This is a genomic window from Paenibacillus sp. FSL L8-0641, assembly GCF_038006265.1.
Lineage (GTDB): Bacteria > Bacillota > Bacilli > Paenibacillales > Paenibacillaceae > Paenibacillus > Paenibacillus polymyxa_D.
Genome location: NZ_JBBOUW010000001.1, coordinates 5,023,591 through 5,041,548, shown reverse-complemented (window position 1 = coordinate 5,041,548; position 17,958 = coordinate 5,023,591). Strand labels below are relative to the sequence as shown.

Sequence of the window (17,958 nt, the reverse complement as noted above, 5' to 3'; positions counted from 1 at the left end):
GGATTTGGTGATGAAAGAAGAACAATCTGATTCCCGTCCGGTGCCTGAAAAGACGAAATCCCGCTGGCGTACTGCTCGTTATTTTATAGTTCCGTTGCTGCTCCTGTTATCGCTGTTAGGCGGCTTAATTGCAGGATATGTAATTGTAGGTAAGCAAGGGTTGTCAGGCGTATTCGAGTGGAAAACCTGGCAGCATGTCATTGATCTTATTTTTGCGCCTTAATGTTACTTTAAAAGAGTGGGGTGGCGGGAAAAGACCACTCCGCGAATGATTTGATCTTACGATCGCTGTTGCAACGCGATTTTCCTAATTATTAAGTTTTTAGATGTGAAAATCCCGTTGCAAAGGCGAACGCTCACGCTTCTCCAGATTCAAATCCTTCGCTCCGCTGCTACCCGCCATTAGTGCCACCCTTATTAAAATAAACCACCCGCCATTGTGTGGGGAGTATATAAAAACAAAACCCTGTGCCAACGGCGCAGGGTTTTGTTCGTCTTCAATGGCAGGAAACTCCCACGCATGGATTGCGGTCAGTGAAGGCCATCGCAGAGGCCTTCACTTTTGTTCCGCCTTTCCCGACAAGCGAGTATTATTGAAGCGACGCTTTTCTTTTGAGCTAAAAGTAACTCGGCAGAGGGGATGGAATCGTTCTGAAGAAGCGATAGCTTCGCCTTTAACCTCGGATTTTACCCTTGAATTCTTATACAATGGAAAATCCGAGGTTAACAGCGATCGGAAGAATGATCCATCCCCGTAGTCCCTCCCTTTAGCTCAAATGAATTCCCGCTTTACACCATATTAGGAGCACTCAATATGGTACTTCCGCGTAATTTTCTTTTTGCATCTGATAACTGTATAATGATGGGGAAGTTTATAACACTGCGGGGTAAAACCAAGCACGGGCAAAAGGGCTTCTTCGCGCCTCAGGTTGCATAACCGGCGGAAAAAGCCCCTTATCTCAACCTCCACTTCTGCAGTAGGTGAAGGATATCTAACATTGTTGCCGCCAAGAGCTGTTTTTATACAGCGTAGGCGGGGTAATATTATGCTTGCAGTAACTCATGATTGATACAGAGTCAGACCTGCAAGCGGGAGGAGTTATTAAGGTAAATGGACAAATTGCAATTGGATGTTAATCAAATTCAGGAGATTATCCCACATCGAGCGCCATTTTTATTGGTGGATCGTATTATTGAGCTGGAGGAAGGGAAAAGAGCAGTAGGTATTAAAAATGTAACGATGAATGAGCCTCATTTCATTGGACATTTTCCGGGGTATCCCGTTATGCCTGGTGTGTTGATTACCGAAGCACTGGCTCAAGTTGGGGCAGTCGCATTACTGCACCTAGAGAGCAATCGTGGCAAAATCGGATTCTTGGCAGGATTGGATGGTTTCCGTTTCCGAGGACAGGTGGTTCCTGGGGATACGTTGACGCTTGAAGTGGAAATCACTCGTTCCAAAGGCGCATTTGGCAAAGGGAAAGCTACGGCTAAAGTAGGCGATACGGTAGTAGCTGAGGGCGAAATTATGTTTGCTTTATCTGACCCTCCCCAATAAATAAAGCTCTTCCGACATAAGCACGAGGTCTGAACCGAGTGCAAGTGTACATAGAAATCCTGTTTTGATAAACCAAAAATGGAGAGGGGAAATTCCGTATGACGCAGTTGAGTAAAAAAGCATTAGAAGGCATTGAGAGCTGGCTGCAAGACCCTTATATTGATGAAGAAACCAAACAGGAGTTGCGCGCATTGGAAGGCAACGAGCAGGAACTGGAGGATCGCTTTTACAAAGAGCTGGAATTTGGCACAGGCGGTCTGCGTGGAGTGATCGGAGCAGGGAGTAACCGGATGAACCGTTACGTCATTGGACGTGCGACTCAAGGGCTGGCTCGCTATATTTTAGAACAGCATGCTGGTAAAGAAGGTAAACCTTCGGTTGTCATTGCGCATGATTCGCGTCATTTTTCACCAGAATTTGCACTGGATGCAGCTTTGGTGCTGGCGGGCAATGGTATCGTGGCTAAATTGTTCCCTTCCTTGCGTCCAACGCCACAGCTTTCGTTTAGTGTACGTCATTTGGGAGCCAGTGGAGGGATCGTTGTAACAGCCAGTCACAATCCTCCTGAGTATAATGGATACAAGGTATACAACGATGAAGGGGGTCAGCTTGTTCCTGATCAGGCTGAACAGGTAATTAGTTATATCCGTGAGGTTCCTTCTTTTGCTGACATTCGCAGTCTGACACGTGAGGAAGCAGAGGCACAGGGATTGTTGGTTTGGCTTGGAGAAGAGGAAGATGAAGCGTTTGTAGATACGGTAGCCAGTGTGAGTGTGAACCGTGAGCTGATTGCAGCCGGACCAGGCAAAAACTTCAAAGTTGTGTTTACGCCTCTCCATGGCACTGGAAATGTACCGGTTCGTCGTGTACTGGAGAAAATCGGTTTTGAACAGGTGCATATTGTGCCTGAGCAAGAGCTGCCAGATGCTGAATTTTCGACTGTTAAGTCGCCAAACCCAGAAGAACGCGATGCGTTTAAACTGGCAATTGCGCTGGGTGAGAAAATTGGTGCAGATCTGTTGATCGGAACAGACCCTGATGCTGACCGTATGGGTGCAGTTGTGAAAAACCGTGATGGCGAATATGTAGTATTGTCCGGTAATCAGTCTGGTGCGATCATGGTTTACTACTTGTTGAATCAGCTGAAAGAAACAGGCAAGCTTCCGAATAATGGGGCTGTTATCAAAACCATCGTAACCAGCGAAATGGGTGCAGTCATTGCTGAACATTTTGGAGCAACCGTGTTTAACACGCTAACTGGCTTCAAGTATATTGGCGAGAAAATGAACCAGTTTGACCAAACTGGCGAGTACACCTACTTGTTTGGCTATGAAGAGAGCTATGGTTATTTGGCAGGTAATTATGCTCGCGATAAGGATGCTGTCTTGGCGGCTATGCTGATCGCTGAAGCTGCTGCTTATTACAGCACACAAGGTAAGACGCTCTATGATGTTTTACAAGAGCTGTACGAGCAGTTTGGCTACTTCCTTGAGAAGCTGGAGTCTCGTACTCTTAAGGGTAAGGATGGAGTGGCACAGATTCAGGGCAAAATGACCGATTGGCGTAGCAACGCGCCTCAAGAGATTGCAGGCGTGAAGGTAGATAAGGTACTGGACTACTCACAAGGTCTGGACGGTCTTCCACAGGAAAATGTACTCAAATTCTTACTGGAGGACGGTTCGTGGTTTTGCCTGCGCCCTTCGGGAACAGAGCCGAAAATCAAAGTATACTTTGCGGTACGCGGTTCCTCGCTATCAGACGCGGAGCAAAGAATCAGCCACCTGGTCGATGCTGTTATGTCTCGCGTAGACGCTTGAGAAAAATCCCTTTATAATAGAATAGGTTAAGGTAATTGGATAAGATATAGTAATCGGTGACCTCTCACGGCAAAGGGCAGTACGCCGTGGAGGTCATTTCTGTATTGCAGAATAACCTGGAAGAGGCTTTGGGGAAAATAGGCTTATTCCGGCAGCGGAGGATTTTGCAAAATTCAATGAGTGACCTACCAAAAGGCTGAGTACGACAAGGTGGGCAGCATTGAATTTTGCAAAATCCCGAATATTAAGGAGGTTCTTTGGTGTATCAGAAATGGCAGTATTGGAATACGGCTTCTCGAAAATGGTTATGGATTTTGGTGGCTGTCGGCTTGCTGGCTTCCATTCCAGTCATCGCCGATCGTGTGAAGACAGAATCCTCGAGTAAAAAAGTAGAGATTGTATTCGATTATCGGGATTTGACGGAGGCAGCCTCGTATCAGGCTCATCCGCAGGACTATCTGAATGAGCAGCTTGACCGCTTACAGCAGGCGGGTGTGAACAGCATGGCGATGTATGAAAGTACGTTGGATGATTTTCGTAAAGCGGGCCGTGTCGTAACCTATACGACTCAGAACGTTGCCGATATGGAAAAACGGCTTTCACCTGCAAATGAGAATTTTACGTATATTGTTTTTGCTGACAAAGAAAATGCGGAGGCATTAAAGCCGTTAATTTTACGTACGTTTACAAGCCTGGACATCAATGTAAAACCTTGGACTTATCAGGGACAGGAAGGGTTAGTTGTGGAAACATCTCCAGAGGATGCGTACCTCAAGCCCATGCAGCCTGACCCGATTGCGATGAAGCAGCTTCGGAGCAAAGGATTTTTTATTGTTCCACGGATGAGCGACAGTCTTCCTTATAACCAGGAGTTGACAGAAGAGATGCTTGCTTCTTTTCAGCAGAATGGTGTAAAACGCATTTTGTTTGAAGGTGATTCAGTCAAAGGCTTCACCGATAACGAGAAAGAGCATAGCTTAGCGGCATTTGCTAAATTGCTGAACAAATACGATATTGGCCTAGCTGCTATCGAAAACTTAAAAAAACCGCAAGCAGGCTTCAATAAGCTCGCTTACGATATCCACTATAACGTTGTGCGTTTATACTCATTGAGCGATAAAGATGCAACGCTCGATGTGGAAACGTTGGCCGATCGTTTTGCGCTGGCTACCAAGGATCGTAATATTCGCATGTTGTATCTGAATACCGCGCCTAGCCGTAGTATTGCTGAAGCCAAGGTGAAGGATTCGGTAGATAACCTGATCCACAGCTTGGACAAGCCGGGTAACGCTGTACAACGGATGGAGAAAAAGGGGTTTGAACTCGGACAGGCTGAACCATTCCAAGTAGTCGATTCGTCCATTCAGCGCTATCTGAAAATGATTGTCGTACTAGGTGCACTGGCATTCTTCTCCATTATGGTGTCCTATTTCGTCCCGGCATTGACTTTGCTGGCATTTGCACTCGGTTTGGTAGGTTCAGCAGGACTTTATGTTTTGAACTCCAGCTTGATGGAGCAAGGTCTAGCCCTACTCGCGGCGATTAGCGGACCAACGGTTGCAATGATCATTGCTGTGCACACGATTAGAATTAAACGTGAACAGGGGGCTGAACTTTCTGCAGGTCAGCGTTTGGTTCAAACGCTTATACTGTACGTACGGACAGCGATTTTGTCGCTGGCTGCAGTACCATTTGTTATTGCTCTGTTGAATAGTATTGCTTACAGCCTTGTGCTGAACCAATTCAGAGGTGTAAGCTTGCTTCACATTCTGCCGATCTTCTTGGCAGCGATATATATTTTCTTTTATCGTGGCGTTTCGATACGAGAGGAAATTTCCAAGCTGCTACGTACGCCGATTACTGTATTGTGGGTGATCGCACTGGCTGTTATCGCAGCCGCAGGTTATTACTATTTGACTCGTACTGGAAATGCGGGCACAGTGTCGAACACGGAGCTGGCATTCCGGAACTTCCTTGAAAATGCGTTTGGTGTACGTCCACGCAATAAGGAATTTTTGATGGCTCACCCACTGTTTATTGCAGGAGCGTTCCTGAGTTTGAAATATCGCAAAGCAATCTATTTGCTGATTATAGCTGCTATTGGTCAAGCCTCTATGGTGGATACCTTTGCTCACATTCACTCTCCAGCGGCACTGTCGCTTAGTCGCGGGCTGTTAGGATTGGGCTTCGGTCTGGTGCTGGGAATCATCGCAATTGTCGTGTGGCAAGTGCTGGAAGGGTGTTGGAAGAAATGGTCACCACAGCTCAAACGATAATCATCTCGGGTTATTACGGCTTTCACAATAGTGGGGATGAGGCGGTGCTCAAGTCGATTTTGACAGCTTTAGAGGAGGAGAGCCGTCAGGCGGGTATCACGGTCAAGCCTGTTGTTCTATCTTCTGACCCTGCTTGGACACAGAAAATGTACGGAGTAGAAGCTGTACCGCGGATGAGTTTGGGGGAAGTTCGTAGAGCGATTAAAAACAGCGATGGGCTAATAAGTGGCGGCGGGAGTCTGCTCCAGGATGCAACAAGCCCTAAAAGTATTCCGTATTATCTGGCGATTCTGAAACTGGCCCAATGGGCTGGAAAGCCGACGTTTGTATATGCTCAGGGCATTGGTCCAGTACAACGGAAGATATTTTATCCTATGATCCGTTCTGTGTTTCAGCGCTGTGAATATGTTTCTGTAAGAGATGAGCAGTCTGCCGCACTACTGGATACTATGAAACTAAAGAACCCGGTTGTCGAAGTTGTTCCTGATCCGGTAATGGGGCTTCCATTACCCCGAGGTTCCGAGCTGCATAAAGCAGCAACTGAGACTGATCAGGATCAATCCCCGATCGTTGGCGTATCTGTACGTTACTGGGATAAGGAACGCCGCGATTTGAAGGCTATCGCGGAGGGCTTAAAAAAATTAGCTGCTGAGCGCCGTGTACACTTACGTTTTTTACCTTTTCATCTGCCTGATGACGAGCAGGCTTCAAGGATGGTAATGGATTTGTTGGGGGATATTAGGGGGACGGGAAGCCTTGTAAGCATGTGTGATCAAGTCACCGATCCTCAACAGATGCTTTTGGAAGTGAGTCGTTGCAGTTTGATGATCGGGATGCGATTACACAGCTTGATCTATGCAGCATCCCATCAGGTGCCTCCGTTGGGGATATCCTATGATCCTAAAATTGATCATTTCCTCAGCCGTGTCGGTAGCCAGCCTGTAGGCACTACAGAGGCACTGGATGGACAAAAACTGGCTAATGAGTCTATGCGGTTGCTGGATCAGCGAAGTCAATGGATCGAGAGCCAGGGAGCGGCCATTGCTTTGTTAAAAAGTGAGGCTCGCTTACCGGCGCAGCATATCGTTAATTACTTGTGTCGCAAAGGATGATGGATACAGTGACAGTTGATAAGGTTACGAATGTGCCTACCGTCCCGATTTTCGGTGTTCCGGTATCAAGGCTTAATATGAAAGATACATTAAATGTATTAATTCAAGCAGTGGAGTCTCGCCGGCCCCATCAAGTGATCACTGCCAATCCGATAATGGTAATGGCAGCATTGGAAGATCCAGTGTACATGAACGTTATGAAACAGGCGGAGCTGATTGTCCCGGATGGGACCGGCGTAGTGTGGGCTGCAAACTATGTAGGACATCCTGTACCTGAGCGTGTAGCGGGCTTTGACTTGTTACATGAATTACTTGCAGCTGGCGAAAACTATCATTGGAAGGTTTATTTACTGGGATCAACATCTGAGGTGATTCAAGCCACCGCAAAGCGGGTACATGAGCTTTATCCCGCAATTACGGTTTGTGGCAAGCGTGATGGTTTTTTTGGACCAAAAGAGGATGAAGCCGTAATTGCAGCTATTCGTGAAGCAAATCCTGATTTATTGTTTGTAGCACGTGGAGCGGACACACAGGAACCCTGGATTGGTAAATATAAGGAAAAGTTGGGTGTACCGGTGATGATGGGGGTTGGCGGCAGCTTCGATGTTATATCAGGCAGAACCAAACGCGCACCTAAATTGTTTCAAAAGCTACGGGCTGAATGGTTATATAGACTCCTCAAAGAGCCAAGCCGTTACAAAAGAATGCTTGCGCTGCCGAAATTCGCCGCGAAAGTGATGCGCGAAAAAGAAAACGTCACAAAAGTGTGATAAATAGCTTGAACTGCCTCCAAAACCCGCTAATTTGCCAGAATATGAAGCTTGGTATTTATTTTTGATCAGAGTATAATTCAATGCGGTTACATCTGAAAAGGGATTGCTTTAAAATTGGGGGTCGAATGATCAAATGTTATTGATCTATATTATTGGGTTCATCATGGCACTGGGACTTGCGCTGTTACTGACACCGCTCGTCAAGAAATTCGCTGTGAAGGTTGGAGCCGTCGATGTACCGAATGCCCGAAAAGTACATACCCGAATTATGCCGCGTCTTGGCGGACTGGGGATTTTCTTGGCATTTCTGTTGTCCTTATTGGCGGTGTTACCTTTTGTGCCTGACGGAATGCTGTCCTCTCGGGATATTAACTTTATCGCAGCCTTTCTGATTGGCGGTACGCTGATTACACTGATTGGTGCTCTCGATGATCGTTTCGATCTCAATGCAAAATTGAAATTTTTGGCTCAAATTGCCGTTGCGTGTATGGTCGTGTTTGCTTTTGATATTCGTGTAGATTTTGTAAATGTACCTTTTCAGGATGCATACTCATCTTTGGAAAGCTGGATTTCCATTCCACTTACGATTTTTTGGATCGTAGGTGTAACGAATGCCATCAATTTGATTGACGGTCTGGATGGACTGGCTGCAGGTGTCTCAGGCATTGCGATTGGAACTATTTTTGTGATGTCGATATTGATGGGTAATTACATGGTAGCTATGCTTTGTCTTGTGCTGCTGGGCAGTATTATCGGATTCCTATTTTTTAACTTTCATCCTGCAAAAATATTTATGGGTGATACAGGGTCATTATTTTTAGGTTTCTGTCTGGCCATGCTATCCATGCTTGGTTTCAAGCAAATTGCTATCGTATCTTTTATTACGCCATTGATTATTATCGGTGTACCATTGTCAGATACATTCTTTGCTATCATTCGTCGCAAGTTGCAGAAAAAACCGATTTTCTCTCCGGATAAAGGTCATTTGCATCACTGCCTACGCGAACTAGGTTTCAGTCACAGACAGACGGTGTTGATTATCTACGGTATTGCTGCATTTTTCGGTGTATTGGCCGTGATTCAATCGTCTGCTGCGCTTAATGAAGCGAACTGGGTTACCTTTGTCGTGATTTGTATTATGATGTTCTTCCTACAGATCGGTGCAGAGGTTATTGGTCTTGTTGGCAAAACCAAACGCCCAGTTATTAACACACTGATTCGGTTGTTGGCTAAGCCAGATTCCCAGACGCGTTCGAAATTATAATTTTAATTTAAAAGTAAGCCTTCAAGCTTGGCGGTATACCGCGGGTTTGAAGGCTTTTTGATGTTTGCTGTAAAAAAACTCCCTCCTTTTTTGAGAATTTACTAATTTTTTGTATGTTTACTACCGATAAAAAAAGTATTGAATGATTACGTACCCCAAGGTGCGACAGAATCAAAGGAGGACAATGATTTGAAACGATTGCTATCCATGTTGCTGACGGTTGGTCTCATCATTGGCTTGGTGCCGGCGGCCCTGGTAGGTACGGCTCATGCTGCGACAGGAACTTATTTCATTTTTCCAAATGAGAAGTATGATGCGGATTCGGCCAGATCGGTGAACACCGACCGTATTACAGTTAACGGTACGATTAACGGAGTGAACGGAAGCACGATATCATATAGTGTATTCCAGCTCTCTAAAAATGGAACGACCCTTAATGTGGTGAATAAAAATGAGAGTCAAAAAGGCGGAATTACGGTCAGTGGCTCTACACTTCAAATTACAGACATCAAACTGTTTCCTGGTTTGAACCGAATTACATTCCAAAGTAGCCAAAACTCGGCTGAGATGAAGGATTCTATTTACGTAGAGTACCAGGATGGACCCAAGGTTTATGATCTGTCTGCTACGCTGAATGGTGAAACAGAACAATTAGTAGAGAACCAGACAGCTGTGTTAACAGACGCTCGCAATAGCGGTACGGATGATGTTAAAGTAGTCATTCAAGGTACGGCGCCTAATGCCGACAGTGTAACGCTTACGTCTGCAAAAAGCAGTAATACGTATACAGTTAACTCTTATACCGCATATAAATTAACAGGTAGTGTGGTACTCAGTCCAGGTAAAAATATAGTGAATATTAAAGTGAATAACGGAACTCAGGCTCTTACAGTTACACGTGAAATTACGATTTATACGGGAAAACCGGAATTCTCTGATTTGACCTTGAACAAGGATGGGAATGTTTCTGCCGATCTGACCACTTCGCCTGACTTTACCGTATCGTCTACAAGTGGTGTGGTTTTAAAAGGTAATGTTTTGGTGCCAGGCGGTCCAACCGATCCAGGAGTTGCCACAATCAATGCGCGTTTTACCGATGTGAGTAACAATGGTAGCGCTGTGGGTAGTGCGACTGGAGTTGATGCCACAATTGATACTGCAAATGTGGTTACATCAAATGGTTATAAAGTATATCCATTTCAGGTGACTGTACCTTCAGAAGCTGTTATTGATCATTTGACCAGGGCATCTCTGGGGATAACCTATACGGATAGTAGTACACCTCCAGCTCCATCGGCTGTCCAATTTACATTGCGCAGCAGCACTCAACCGTATATTGATGATATTAACTATCTTCCTGATTTTAATAATCAATTGTTGAGCAGAATTAAGGGAAGCGGGTCTGATCAAGCAGCTGCTATAGATGAAGCTCTGAAATTAACTGGAAGCTCTATGAAGAACAAGACTACAGATGCTCCATCTGTTCCTGTTGGTATGGAGTTCATCGTTGTTAACGGTGCACCTTCTTCAATTAGTGAACTTTCTGGTGTGTCAGTTCATACTGTAGGATCACCTCAAGATGTGATTCGGACAATCAATGGTAAGTCAACACAAGTGAAGAAAATCGTTGCTTATGTAGACACTTTGCCTAAAGAAGGACAAAACGTACTGAATTTCTACCTGAATGGCGACTCGACCAAATTAATTAAAGCAACGGTGAATCTGTTGCAGGGTCCGTTCATGAAATACGATACGATTTATGATGGGCAACAAATTCCGTTAAATACATCCAGCTCAAACTTGAATACCTATAAATTGACTCAACTGGGCTACTTTAAAGGTAAATTGCTTGATGTGAGCAACGCAGCGGATATTCATTACACTGGAAGTAACCGAAATGTATTCCTGTATGTTAATAATGTATTGGTTGATCTGGATGGTTCAGGAGCGAACTTCAAGCTTGCTGCTTCCTCGGAGACAGCCGCAGCCAATGCCTTGGCGAACGGGAATAATGAAATCAAGTTTGTATACAAGCCAGGTATTGAGTATAGCAATACGGTAAAAGTAAACTTTACACAGACGAATATTCCAGTAATTCCTGTTCCCAATACACAAGGAATCATCCCTTTTACACCAGTTAGCGGCTTGAGCAGTACGCCGAAATATAGCGAAATTGCTCCGAAATCAAAAGATGCTAATTTCACCAAAGTGGATGATACTAACTACAATACATCTCTGAAAAATATCAATGTATTTGGTACTTTCAGTATTGCTGATTTGGGTAAAGCAGATCAGGTAAATGGTTCATTAAGTGATATTGCTAATAAAGATCAATATATTTTGGAGATTAAGGGATCGGATGACAGTGAAGTCAACTGGACACTGAGTAACGAGTTTTTCTCAGCAGAAGATGCTAAGACAACATACAATTCCGGTTCTACTACAGATAAATTTACAAATAAAGATTTGAAAGACCTGCTTGTGTACTATCATCCGGACAAAAAATATTTTAGCTTTGTGTTGAAAAACCAAACCATTTCGCAAGATGGAACACCAGTAGCTTATAACATTACCTTGTACAATAGCGGTAAGAGCGGACCATTTGCTACTTTCCGACTGCAAGTATCCGGCCAATCCACATCTTTTGATATTTTGCGTCCGCTCCCTGAAAAGAGAATCGTGAACCAAAACTTTGTGCAAGTTGTCGTGAATGCAGGTAATGCAGACAGTGTTATGGTAGGTAAAGAAACAGCAGTTCAAGAGGGATTCGACTCTGATTATGATGGTACCATTGATTATCCATCAACTTACAAAGCCATCGTTACAGGTCTAAAAGCCAACAAAGATAATAAAATTGACGTAGTGGTTACAGTAGGCAAAGAAAAACTGAAACAGACCATTACTGTTAAATATGTGCCTACAAATATTCCTGGCGAGCAGTACATGGAAGCGATGAAAACATCGCACAAAGTGTTTGATGGTAACCTTACACTTGCTTTTGCAAAGGGAACGAGTCTGATTCGTCGGGATTACGATCAACCACAGCAATTCAAAAACCAGGTTTTTTCTGGCCATACTTTATACTTTGCGATAGCAAATAACGAAGATGGTGTGGTAGACCGTCATGAATTCGAAACTGAAAAAGCATTATCCGATATGAAGAGCTTGATTGCAGATGGAAGCAGATACTTTAACAGAGATTTCCCAACTCGTTTTAACATGTCGAGTCCAGTATTCTGGATTGACCCAGGTACAGCAGATGATATCAAAACGGATGCTTACGATCCGGTAACTTATGGTGCCGATCCTTATCAATTGGCTAACAAGTCGCAAAATGACAGTAGCAAGATCAAAAACTTCTACTGGCGCGACCCATCTAACGAGTTAGTACCATCCAAGCGCGCTACATTGACGCTGACGTATGATAGCAGTATTGCTCAGGATGCAGGGAAACAAATGACAGTGTTCTATTTCGATTCTGATCTTAAAGATTGGCAGAACATTGGTGGTGTGGTGGATCCGAAAAAACATACCATTAAGGTACCGTTTGATCGTTTCGGCTACTATGTAGTTGCTAAGGTTGGAGAAACGTATAGTGATGTCATTAAGCACAAATACGCTAGAGATTACATCGAAGCTATCTTGGCCAAAGGTGTCATGAACCCAATGGATCCAATTAATAGCTTTGGACCTGACAGCTACATTAAAAGAGGCGAATTCACGTCTATGATTGTCAAAGGTCTGCAAATTCCGCTTAATTTCAGTGGAGCGAAGCATTTCGACGACGTGTCTATTCCAAATACAATATCAGCAGATGCGCTCTATGATTATCGTTATATTGAAACAGCTGCACGCGCTGGTATTGTCAAAGGTTCGCAACCAAGAATCTTTATGCCGGAAGATGTAATCACACGCCAAGATGCAGCAGTCATTATCGCTAAGGCATTGAATTTGAAGCTTGAAACAGATCATGACAAGATCATGAAGAATCTGTCTAAGACCTTTAAAGATGCGGACAAAATTGATTACTATGCACAGGCATCTGTGTTGGCTATTGCCAAGAAAGGCTTTATTACGGGTTCACCTGTTGATGCAAGCGATCTGAAAAAAGGATATATGTTTAATCCTACTTCCCTGACCTTGCGTGGAGATGCAGCCATTATTGTAGCTAAAGTTATGGCTGATAAAAAGCTGCTTCCTAAAATCTAATTAACAAAACACCTGAAATTATTAAACATCCCTCCATGCGAAATGGAAATTCCCTTTCATATACATGAGAGGGATGTTTTTTATAAATCAGCTATTTGACTGGAATTAAGGGCCTATGCCATAATATCAATGAGGTAAGAACTTTGGATTAGCCTTACAACGTTTTTTATTTTGGATTTAGCTTAAACGTCTGTAATTAATTTCTTTTTTTTAAGCTTTTATCTCAAAATGTGTTTATTATTTTTTTATATGTTTTTTTTGCGCATTTATCTGAAACTTTACGCTTATTTCATCGTAGTAGTGGATGTGTGTGCTTAAATATTACATAGAGAAGTGAGTGGGGAGTGATGAGATGTCTCAGTTTTCAATACGCCGTCCTGTAACAGTATTTATGTTAATTATTGCTTTGTTAATCGGGGGCGGTATTTTTGCGTTAAGACTTCCTGTAGAGCAAATGCCGGATATGAAGTTGCCATTCGCTGCAGTGGTGACTAGTATTCCAAATGCAACGCCTACAGAAGTTGAGGAATTGGTTACTAAACCTATTGAGAAAAGTCTGGCTTCTATTGAGAACGTGGATAAAGTCATGTCCGAGTCTTCAGAAGGAACATCTATGGTCATGATTCAATTTAACTGGGGAGTAGATATCAATCAAGCAACCCTCGACATGCGAGATAAAGTTGATGGGGTTAAAGGGTCTCTTCCCAAGGCGGCTAATTCGCCGCGTGTCCTTAAGGTGGATCTCAACGCAACGCCGGTTATTACGCTCTCTCTTACAGGAGACCAGGATATTAACAAGTTGAAGCCTATTGCTGAAGATATTATTGAGCCGCGGCTTGAAAGAATTGCGGGAGTAGCTGCAGCCAACATGTCAGGTGGGCAGGCTCGGCTTGTGAAGATTACCGTAGATCAAGCCAAACTTCAAAGCTATGGCATTACGTTAGATCAAATCAGCCAAGCGCTATCGTCTAATAACGTAGCGGGTTCTGCTGGTTCGGTGTACCGAGGCAATACAGAAATCCAACTTCGGGTTCAAGGTGAATACAAAGCTGTTTCAGAAATGGGTGAAACGCCAATTCCAGTAGGGAAGGGAAGCATTAAGCTAAAGGACATCGCGAAAGTTGAAGATTCCTTGGATGATGTTACAACCATTTCTACCTATAACGGAAAGCCAAGTATCAATATTTCTGTTACTAAAGCTACAGGAGGGAATACCCTTTCAATCGCCGATTCTGTAAAGGATAGTTTAGATTCGATACGGAAGGAATTGCCTCCGGGAACTCAATTGGAGATGGTAACAGATGCATCCAAACCCATTAGTGACTCCGTACACTCATTAGTAGAGCATGCTATATTGGGAGTTATTATCGCAGCTATTGTGTTGCTGTTATTTTTGAATAGTATACGTTCTACCATTATTGCTACTATCGTTATTCCAATTTCCTTCGTAGCTACGTTTATGATGATGTATTTCACCGGACAAACCATTAATATTATTTCACTGAGCGGTTTGCTTCTGGGGTTAGGATCCTTTGTCGATTTTGCGGTTGTTATTATTGAGAATATTTTTAGACAGCGACATGAAGGGAAAAGCATGCTACAAGGGGCTATTGATGGCTCCAAGCAGGTGGGTAATGCCGTTATGGCATCTGCACTTGCGCAGATCGTAGTATTTTTACCAGTTGTTTTTGTTGACGGAATTGCGGGAGTTCTATTTAAACCGTTGGCGTTAACCGTTATTTTCTCTCACATTGCAGCCTTGCTTGTATCCCTTATGATTGTGCCGATGCTGGGCTCACGTTGGCTACCTACCGTGCCAGATGAATCCATTTATTCTTCAGGTACTTATAAGGGTGTTAACCCTATTGTGTGGTTTAATATTGGCTTCGAGAAATTTAAGAGTGGGTATCGCCGTATACTGAAGTGGGGAATTAACCATAGAAAATCTGTGTTAATTATTACTTTATTAATGTTTGTGGCAGCTGGGGCTCTAGTTCCTTTCGTTAAAGCTGAATTTATCCCAGCATCCGATACTGGGGAATTCACAATTAACGTGAAACTTCCTAATGGAACGGTCTTGGAAGAAACGGAAAAGGTTGTTCAAGATATAGAAAAAGAAATTTTGAAAGTTCCGGATCTAGATAAAATGACAGTGACTGTTGGTTCTGGTGGCAATTCTGGTTATTCAGGGGCAGCTCCAACTAATTCGGCGGATCTAAGCGTAACGCTGAAGGATGGACATCAGCCAACAGATGGTGTAGTTGAGGGCCTTCGTAAGAAATTTGATAGCATTCCGGATGCAGAGATTACAATGGCGTCTACAACAGGCCTTTCAAGCGGAGCGGCTGTTAATATTAACTTAAAAGGTGACGATATTGACGTCCTGAGAGAACTTTCAGACAATCTCGTTGCGGACGTAAAAAACATACCGGGTACGGTCAATGTGAAAAGTACCTTGAGTGCTGTTCGCGAAGAATATGAGATTACCGTTAATCGGGAGCTTGCGAGTCGATACGGCTTATCAGCAACTCAAATTTTATCAGCAGTGAATACTTCTTTTAATGGATCAGTCGCCACAAGCTATCGTACAGGTGAAGATCAGATTGATGTGAAGATATCGTTGCCAGAGCAAAACCGCCATGATTTGTCAAATCTTAAAGCCTTACGGATTACCACTTCGCAAGGTATTGATGTACCTTTGTCTTCCGTAGTAAGTATTGATAAACGGACTGTACCCGATACTGTTACTCGTGAAGACCAAACGCGTCAAGTGCAGATTACAGCTGATATTGATGGAACAGGGGATATTCTTACTATTAATCAAAAAATAGATGCTCTTTTGAAGAGTACTCACTTCCCAGAAGGCTACAGTGCAGACACGGGTGGTGGACAAAATGAACAAATGCTGGAGTCTTTTATAAACTTAGGGATAGCTATTTTGCTATCTGTCGTGCTCATTTATATGGTTATGGCAGGACAGTTCGAATCGTTGCTCACACCGTTTGTTATTATGTTTTCCGTTCCACCTACGGTAATTGGTGTGCTTATCGGTTTAGCTGTAACCGGGGCGAGCCTCAGCGTTTCAGCTTTGACGGGTTACATCATGCTCGTCGGTTTGGTCGTCAACAATGCCATAGTTATGATTGACTTTATAATTCAGCTCCGAAAAGAAGGCCAAGATCGGGATGAAGCTATTATTCATGGAGCGTCTGAGCGGTTGCGTCCGATTTTGATGACCACGCTGGCTACTGTACTAGCTTTGCTCCCAATGGCATTCGCTACAGGAGAGGGTAACGAAACACAAGCACCGATGGCAGTTGTTGTTGTATTCGGGTTATCCTTCGCAGCTGTTATTACATTGATTCTTATTCCGGTAGTCTACGTCATCATGGATAATATGATACAAAAACGTAAGAATCGGAAATTAAAAAGACAAGCGAAGAGAGAATTGAAAAAAGAAGCGAAACTACAAAAAAGTGTTCATATATAAGGTGAGGTGGAGAAACATAATGAATAAAAAAAGTGCTCTGATTGCTACAACTTTGCTTTTATCAGTTGCATTAGCGGGTTGCGGTGGGGGAGAGGCCCCTGCCGCAACGACTACGGCGCAGCAAGCCATTCCAGTTCAAGTAGCAAAAGTGGCTAAAGGTAGTATTAACGATTCAACAGGTATTATTGGAAGCTTTGCTCCCAAAGAGACAGCTCAGGTGTCTCCGAAAATTAGTGGTAAAATTCAAAGTATTAACCTTACAGTGGGCCAAAAAGTAAATAAAGGCGACACATTGTTTACTATAGACCAAAAGGACTTGCAGGACTCGATTAAGCAATCCCAGGAGTCTTACCAGGTTGCCCTGGCCAATTTAAAACAAGCAGAGTCAGGTGCAGCGCAATCGGTACAGCAGGCAGAATCCAGCGTGGATCAAGCCAAAAGTGCGCTTGTCCAGCAAGACAACACCATCACCCAAGCTCAGACCAGTCTGGTCGATGCTCAGAGTTCCGTGCGTGATGCTCAAAATACGCTCAACCGCAACCAACAGTTGTTTAGTGCGGGCGCTCTATCACAATCTGAGTTAGAGCAGTCTCAAATAGCGCATAGAAGGGCTTTAACTGCAGTGGAGAATGCGCAGATCACACTTCACAATGCACAAACGTCCAAGCAAAGTGCGCAAACAACATATAGCAATGCTCAAAAATCATTACGACTTGCCCAACAGAAAACAGGCATTGACGTAGCTCGTGCTTCTGTCAATCAAGCTAAGTCCAGTTTAGACACAGCGCGTAGCCAACTGGTGGATACTGTGGTCAAAGCTCCGATTTCCGGTACGATATCGGTAGTAACAGGAACCCAAGGGCAAATGGTTAGTGCACAATCCGCGGTTGCTACAATAGCGAATACCAATCCTATTATTGCTAAAGTTAACGTTTCTGAATCTGAGCTTCTCAAGATGCAGGTGGGTTCATCTGTGACTGTAGGCGTGGACTCGTTAAATAAGCGAATTGAGGCCAAAGTATCGGCTGTCAATCCGGTAATGGATAATGATCTGAAGGCATACCCTGTTGAGGTATCAGTTCCTAATGGTTCTGGCGAATTAAAATCAGGGATGGTTGTAACTGTATACATGAAATCAGAAGCTCCTAAAAACATTTTGGTATCGCAGGATGCCATTACGGAGCAGGCAGGGAAAAAGTATGCTTATGTAGTGGAAGGAACAGTGGCTAAGCGGGTAGAGGTGCAGACAGGCCAGGAAAGTGCCAAACAGGTTGAGGTAACCAAGGGGCTTGCTGAAGGACAAAATGTTGTCGTTAAGGGCGTTAGTCTGCTTACGGATGGCGCGAAGATTAATGTAGTGAAGTAATTTGTCACGGCTATATTTACGGTAAATCACTGTTACTCCGTCATTTCTACTACTTAAAGTGTATTAGAGTATTAGATTTCAAGGGAATCTATA

Annotated in this window: 10 protein-coding genes; all 10 read left to right on the top strand. The window is 43.8% G+C overall.

Annotated features, from left to right (window positions below; translation table 11 throughout):
* Nucleotides 1-10 precede the first annotated feature (10 nt).
* The 10 genes from MKY16_RS22680 (at nucleotide 11) to MKY16_RS22635 (ending at nucleotide 17,865) form a co-directional block, all read left to right on the top strand.
* The gene (locus tag MKY16_RS22680; protein WP_061831651.1) at nucleotides 11-223 is read left to right on the top strand and encodes a DNA-directed RNA polymerase subunit beta; all 213 of its coding nucleotides are present in this window, start codon (nucleotides 11-13) and stop codon (nucleotides 221-223) included.
* Between the two features lie 888 nt (nucleotides 224-1,111).
* Nucleotides 1,112-1,558: a 3-hydroxyacyl-ACP dehydratase FabZ gene (gene fabZ, locus MKY16_RS22675; RefSeq protein ID WP_013312312.1), complete on the top strand. Its 447-nt coding sequence runs from the start codon at nucleotides 1,112-1,114 to the stop codon at nucleotides 1,556-1,558.
* A 98-nt stretch (nucleotides 1,559-1,656) separates the two neighbouring features.
* Nucleotides 1,657-3,375 (top strand): phospho-sugar mutase, encoded by a 1,719-nt coding sequence (locus tag MKY16_RS22670; protein ID WP_318627936.1) that lies wholly within the window; start codon nucleotides 1,657-1,659, stop codon nucleotides 3,373-3,375.
* Between the two features lie 260 nt (nucleotides 3,376-3,635).
* Nucleotides 3,636-5,651 carry a DUF5693 family protein gene (locus MKY16_RS22665; RefSeq protein WP_069010004.1) on the top strand — a complete coding sequence of 672 codons (2,016 nt, stop codon included), beginning with the start codon at nucleotides 3,636-3,638 and terminating at the stop codon, nucleotides 5,649-5,651.
* The gene (gene csaB / locus MKY16_RS22660) at nucleotides 5,627-6,763 is read left to right on the top strand and encodes a polysaccharide pyruvyl transferase CsaB (protein ID WP_340957117.1); all 1,137 of its coding nucleotides are present in this window, start codon (nucleotides 5,627-5,629) and stop codon (nucleotides 6,761-6,763) included. Before MKY16_RS22665 ends, csaB begins: the two co-directional genes overlap by 25 nt.
* Nucleotides 6,764-6,771: 8 nt before the next feature.
* Nucleotides 6,772-7,533: a WecB/TagA/CpsF family glycosyltransferase gene (locus MKY16_RS22655; RefSeq protein ID WP_029514607.1), complete on the top strand. Its 762-nt coding sequence runs from the start codon at nucleotides 6,772-6,774 to the stop codon at nucleotides 7,531-7,533.
* A gap of 136 nt (nucleotides 7,534-7,669) precedes the next feature.
* The gene (locus tag MKY16_RS22650) at nucleotides 7,670-8,800 is read left to right on the top strand and encodes a glycosyltransferase family 4 protein (RefSeq protein ID WP_029514606.1); all 1,131 of its coding nucleotides are present in this window, start codon (nucleotides 7,670-7,672) and stop codon (nucleotides 8,798-8,800) included.
* Between the two features lie 189 nt (nucleotides 8,801-8,989).
* Nucleotides 8,990-13,009 carry an S-layer homology domain-containing protein gene (locus MKY16_RS22645; protein ID WP_340957114.1) on the top strand — a complete coding sequence of 1,340 codons (4,020 nt, stop codon included), beginning with the start codon at nucleotides 8,990-8,992 and terminating at the stop codon, nucleotides 13,007-13,009.
* 352 nt (nucleotides 13,010-13,361) lie between these two features.
* Nucleotides 13,362-16,499 carry an efflux RND transporter permease subunit gene (locus MKY16_RS22640; protein ID WP_340957621.1) on the top strand — a complete coding sequence of 1,046 codons (3,138 nt, stop codon included), beginning with the start codon at nucleotides 13,362-13,364 and terminating at the stop codon, nucleotides 16,497-16,499.
* 19 nt (nucleotides 16,500-16,518) lie between these two features.
* On the top strand, nucleotides 16,519-17,865 hold the full coding sequence (locus tag MKY16_RS22635; RefSeq protein ID WP_340957112.1) for an efflux RND transporter periplasmic adaptor subunit: 1,347 nt from the start codon (nucleotides 16,519-16,521) through the stop codon (nucleotides 17,863-17,865).
* Nucleotides 17,866-17,958: the final 93 nt, after the last annotated feature.

Bases quoted from the DNA above. Each gene is read 5' to 3' on its own strand.
- MKY16_RS22680 (WP_061831651.1), top strand. From the start codon at position 11: ATGAAAGAAGAACAATCTGATTCCCGTCCGGTGCCTGAAAAGACGAAA.
- MKY16_RS22640 (WP_340957621.1), top strand. From the start codon at position 13,362: ATGTCTCAGTTTTCAATACGCCGTCCTGTAACAGTATTTATGTTAATT.
- csaB (WP_340957117.1), top strand. From the start codon at position 5,627: ATGGTCACCACAGCTCAAACGATAATCATCTCGGGTTATTACGGCTTT.
- MKY16_RS22670 (WP_318627936.1), top strand. From the start codon at position 1,657: ATGACGCAGTTGAGTAAAAAAGCATTAGAAGGCATTGAGAGCTGGCTG.
- MKY16_RS22635 (WP_340957112.1), top strand. From the start codon at position 16,519: ATGAATAAAAAAAGTGCTCTGATTGCTACAACTTTGCTTTTATCAGTT.
- fabZ (WP_013312312.1), top strand. From the start codon at position 1,112: ATGGACAAATTGCAATTGGATGTTAATCAAATTCAGGAGATTATCCCA.
- MKY16_RS22650 (WP_029514606.1), top strand. From the start codon at position 7,670: ATGTTATTGATCTATATTATTGGGTTCATCATGGCACTGGGACTTGCG.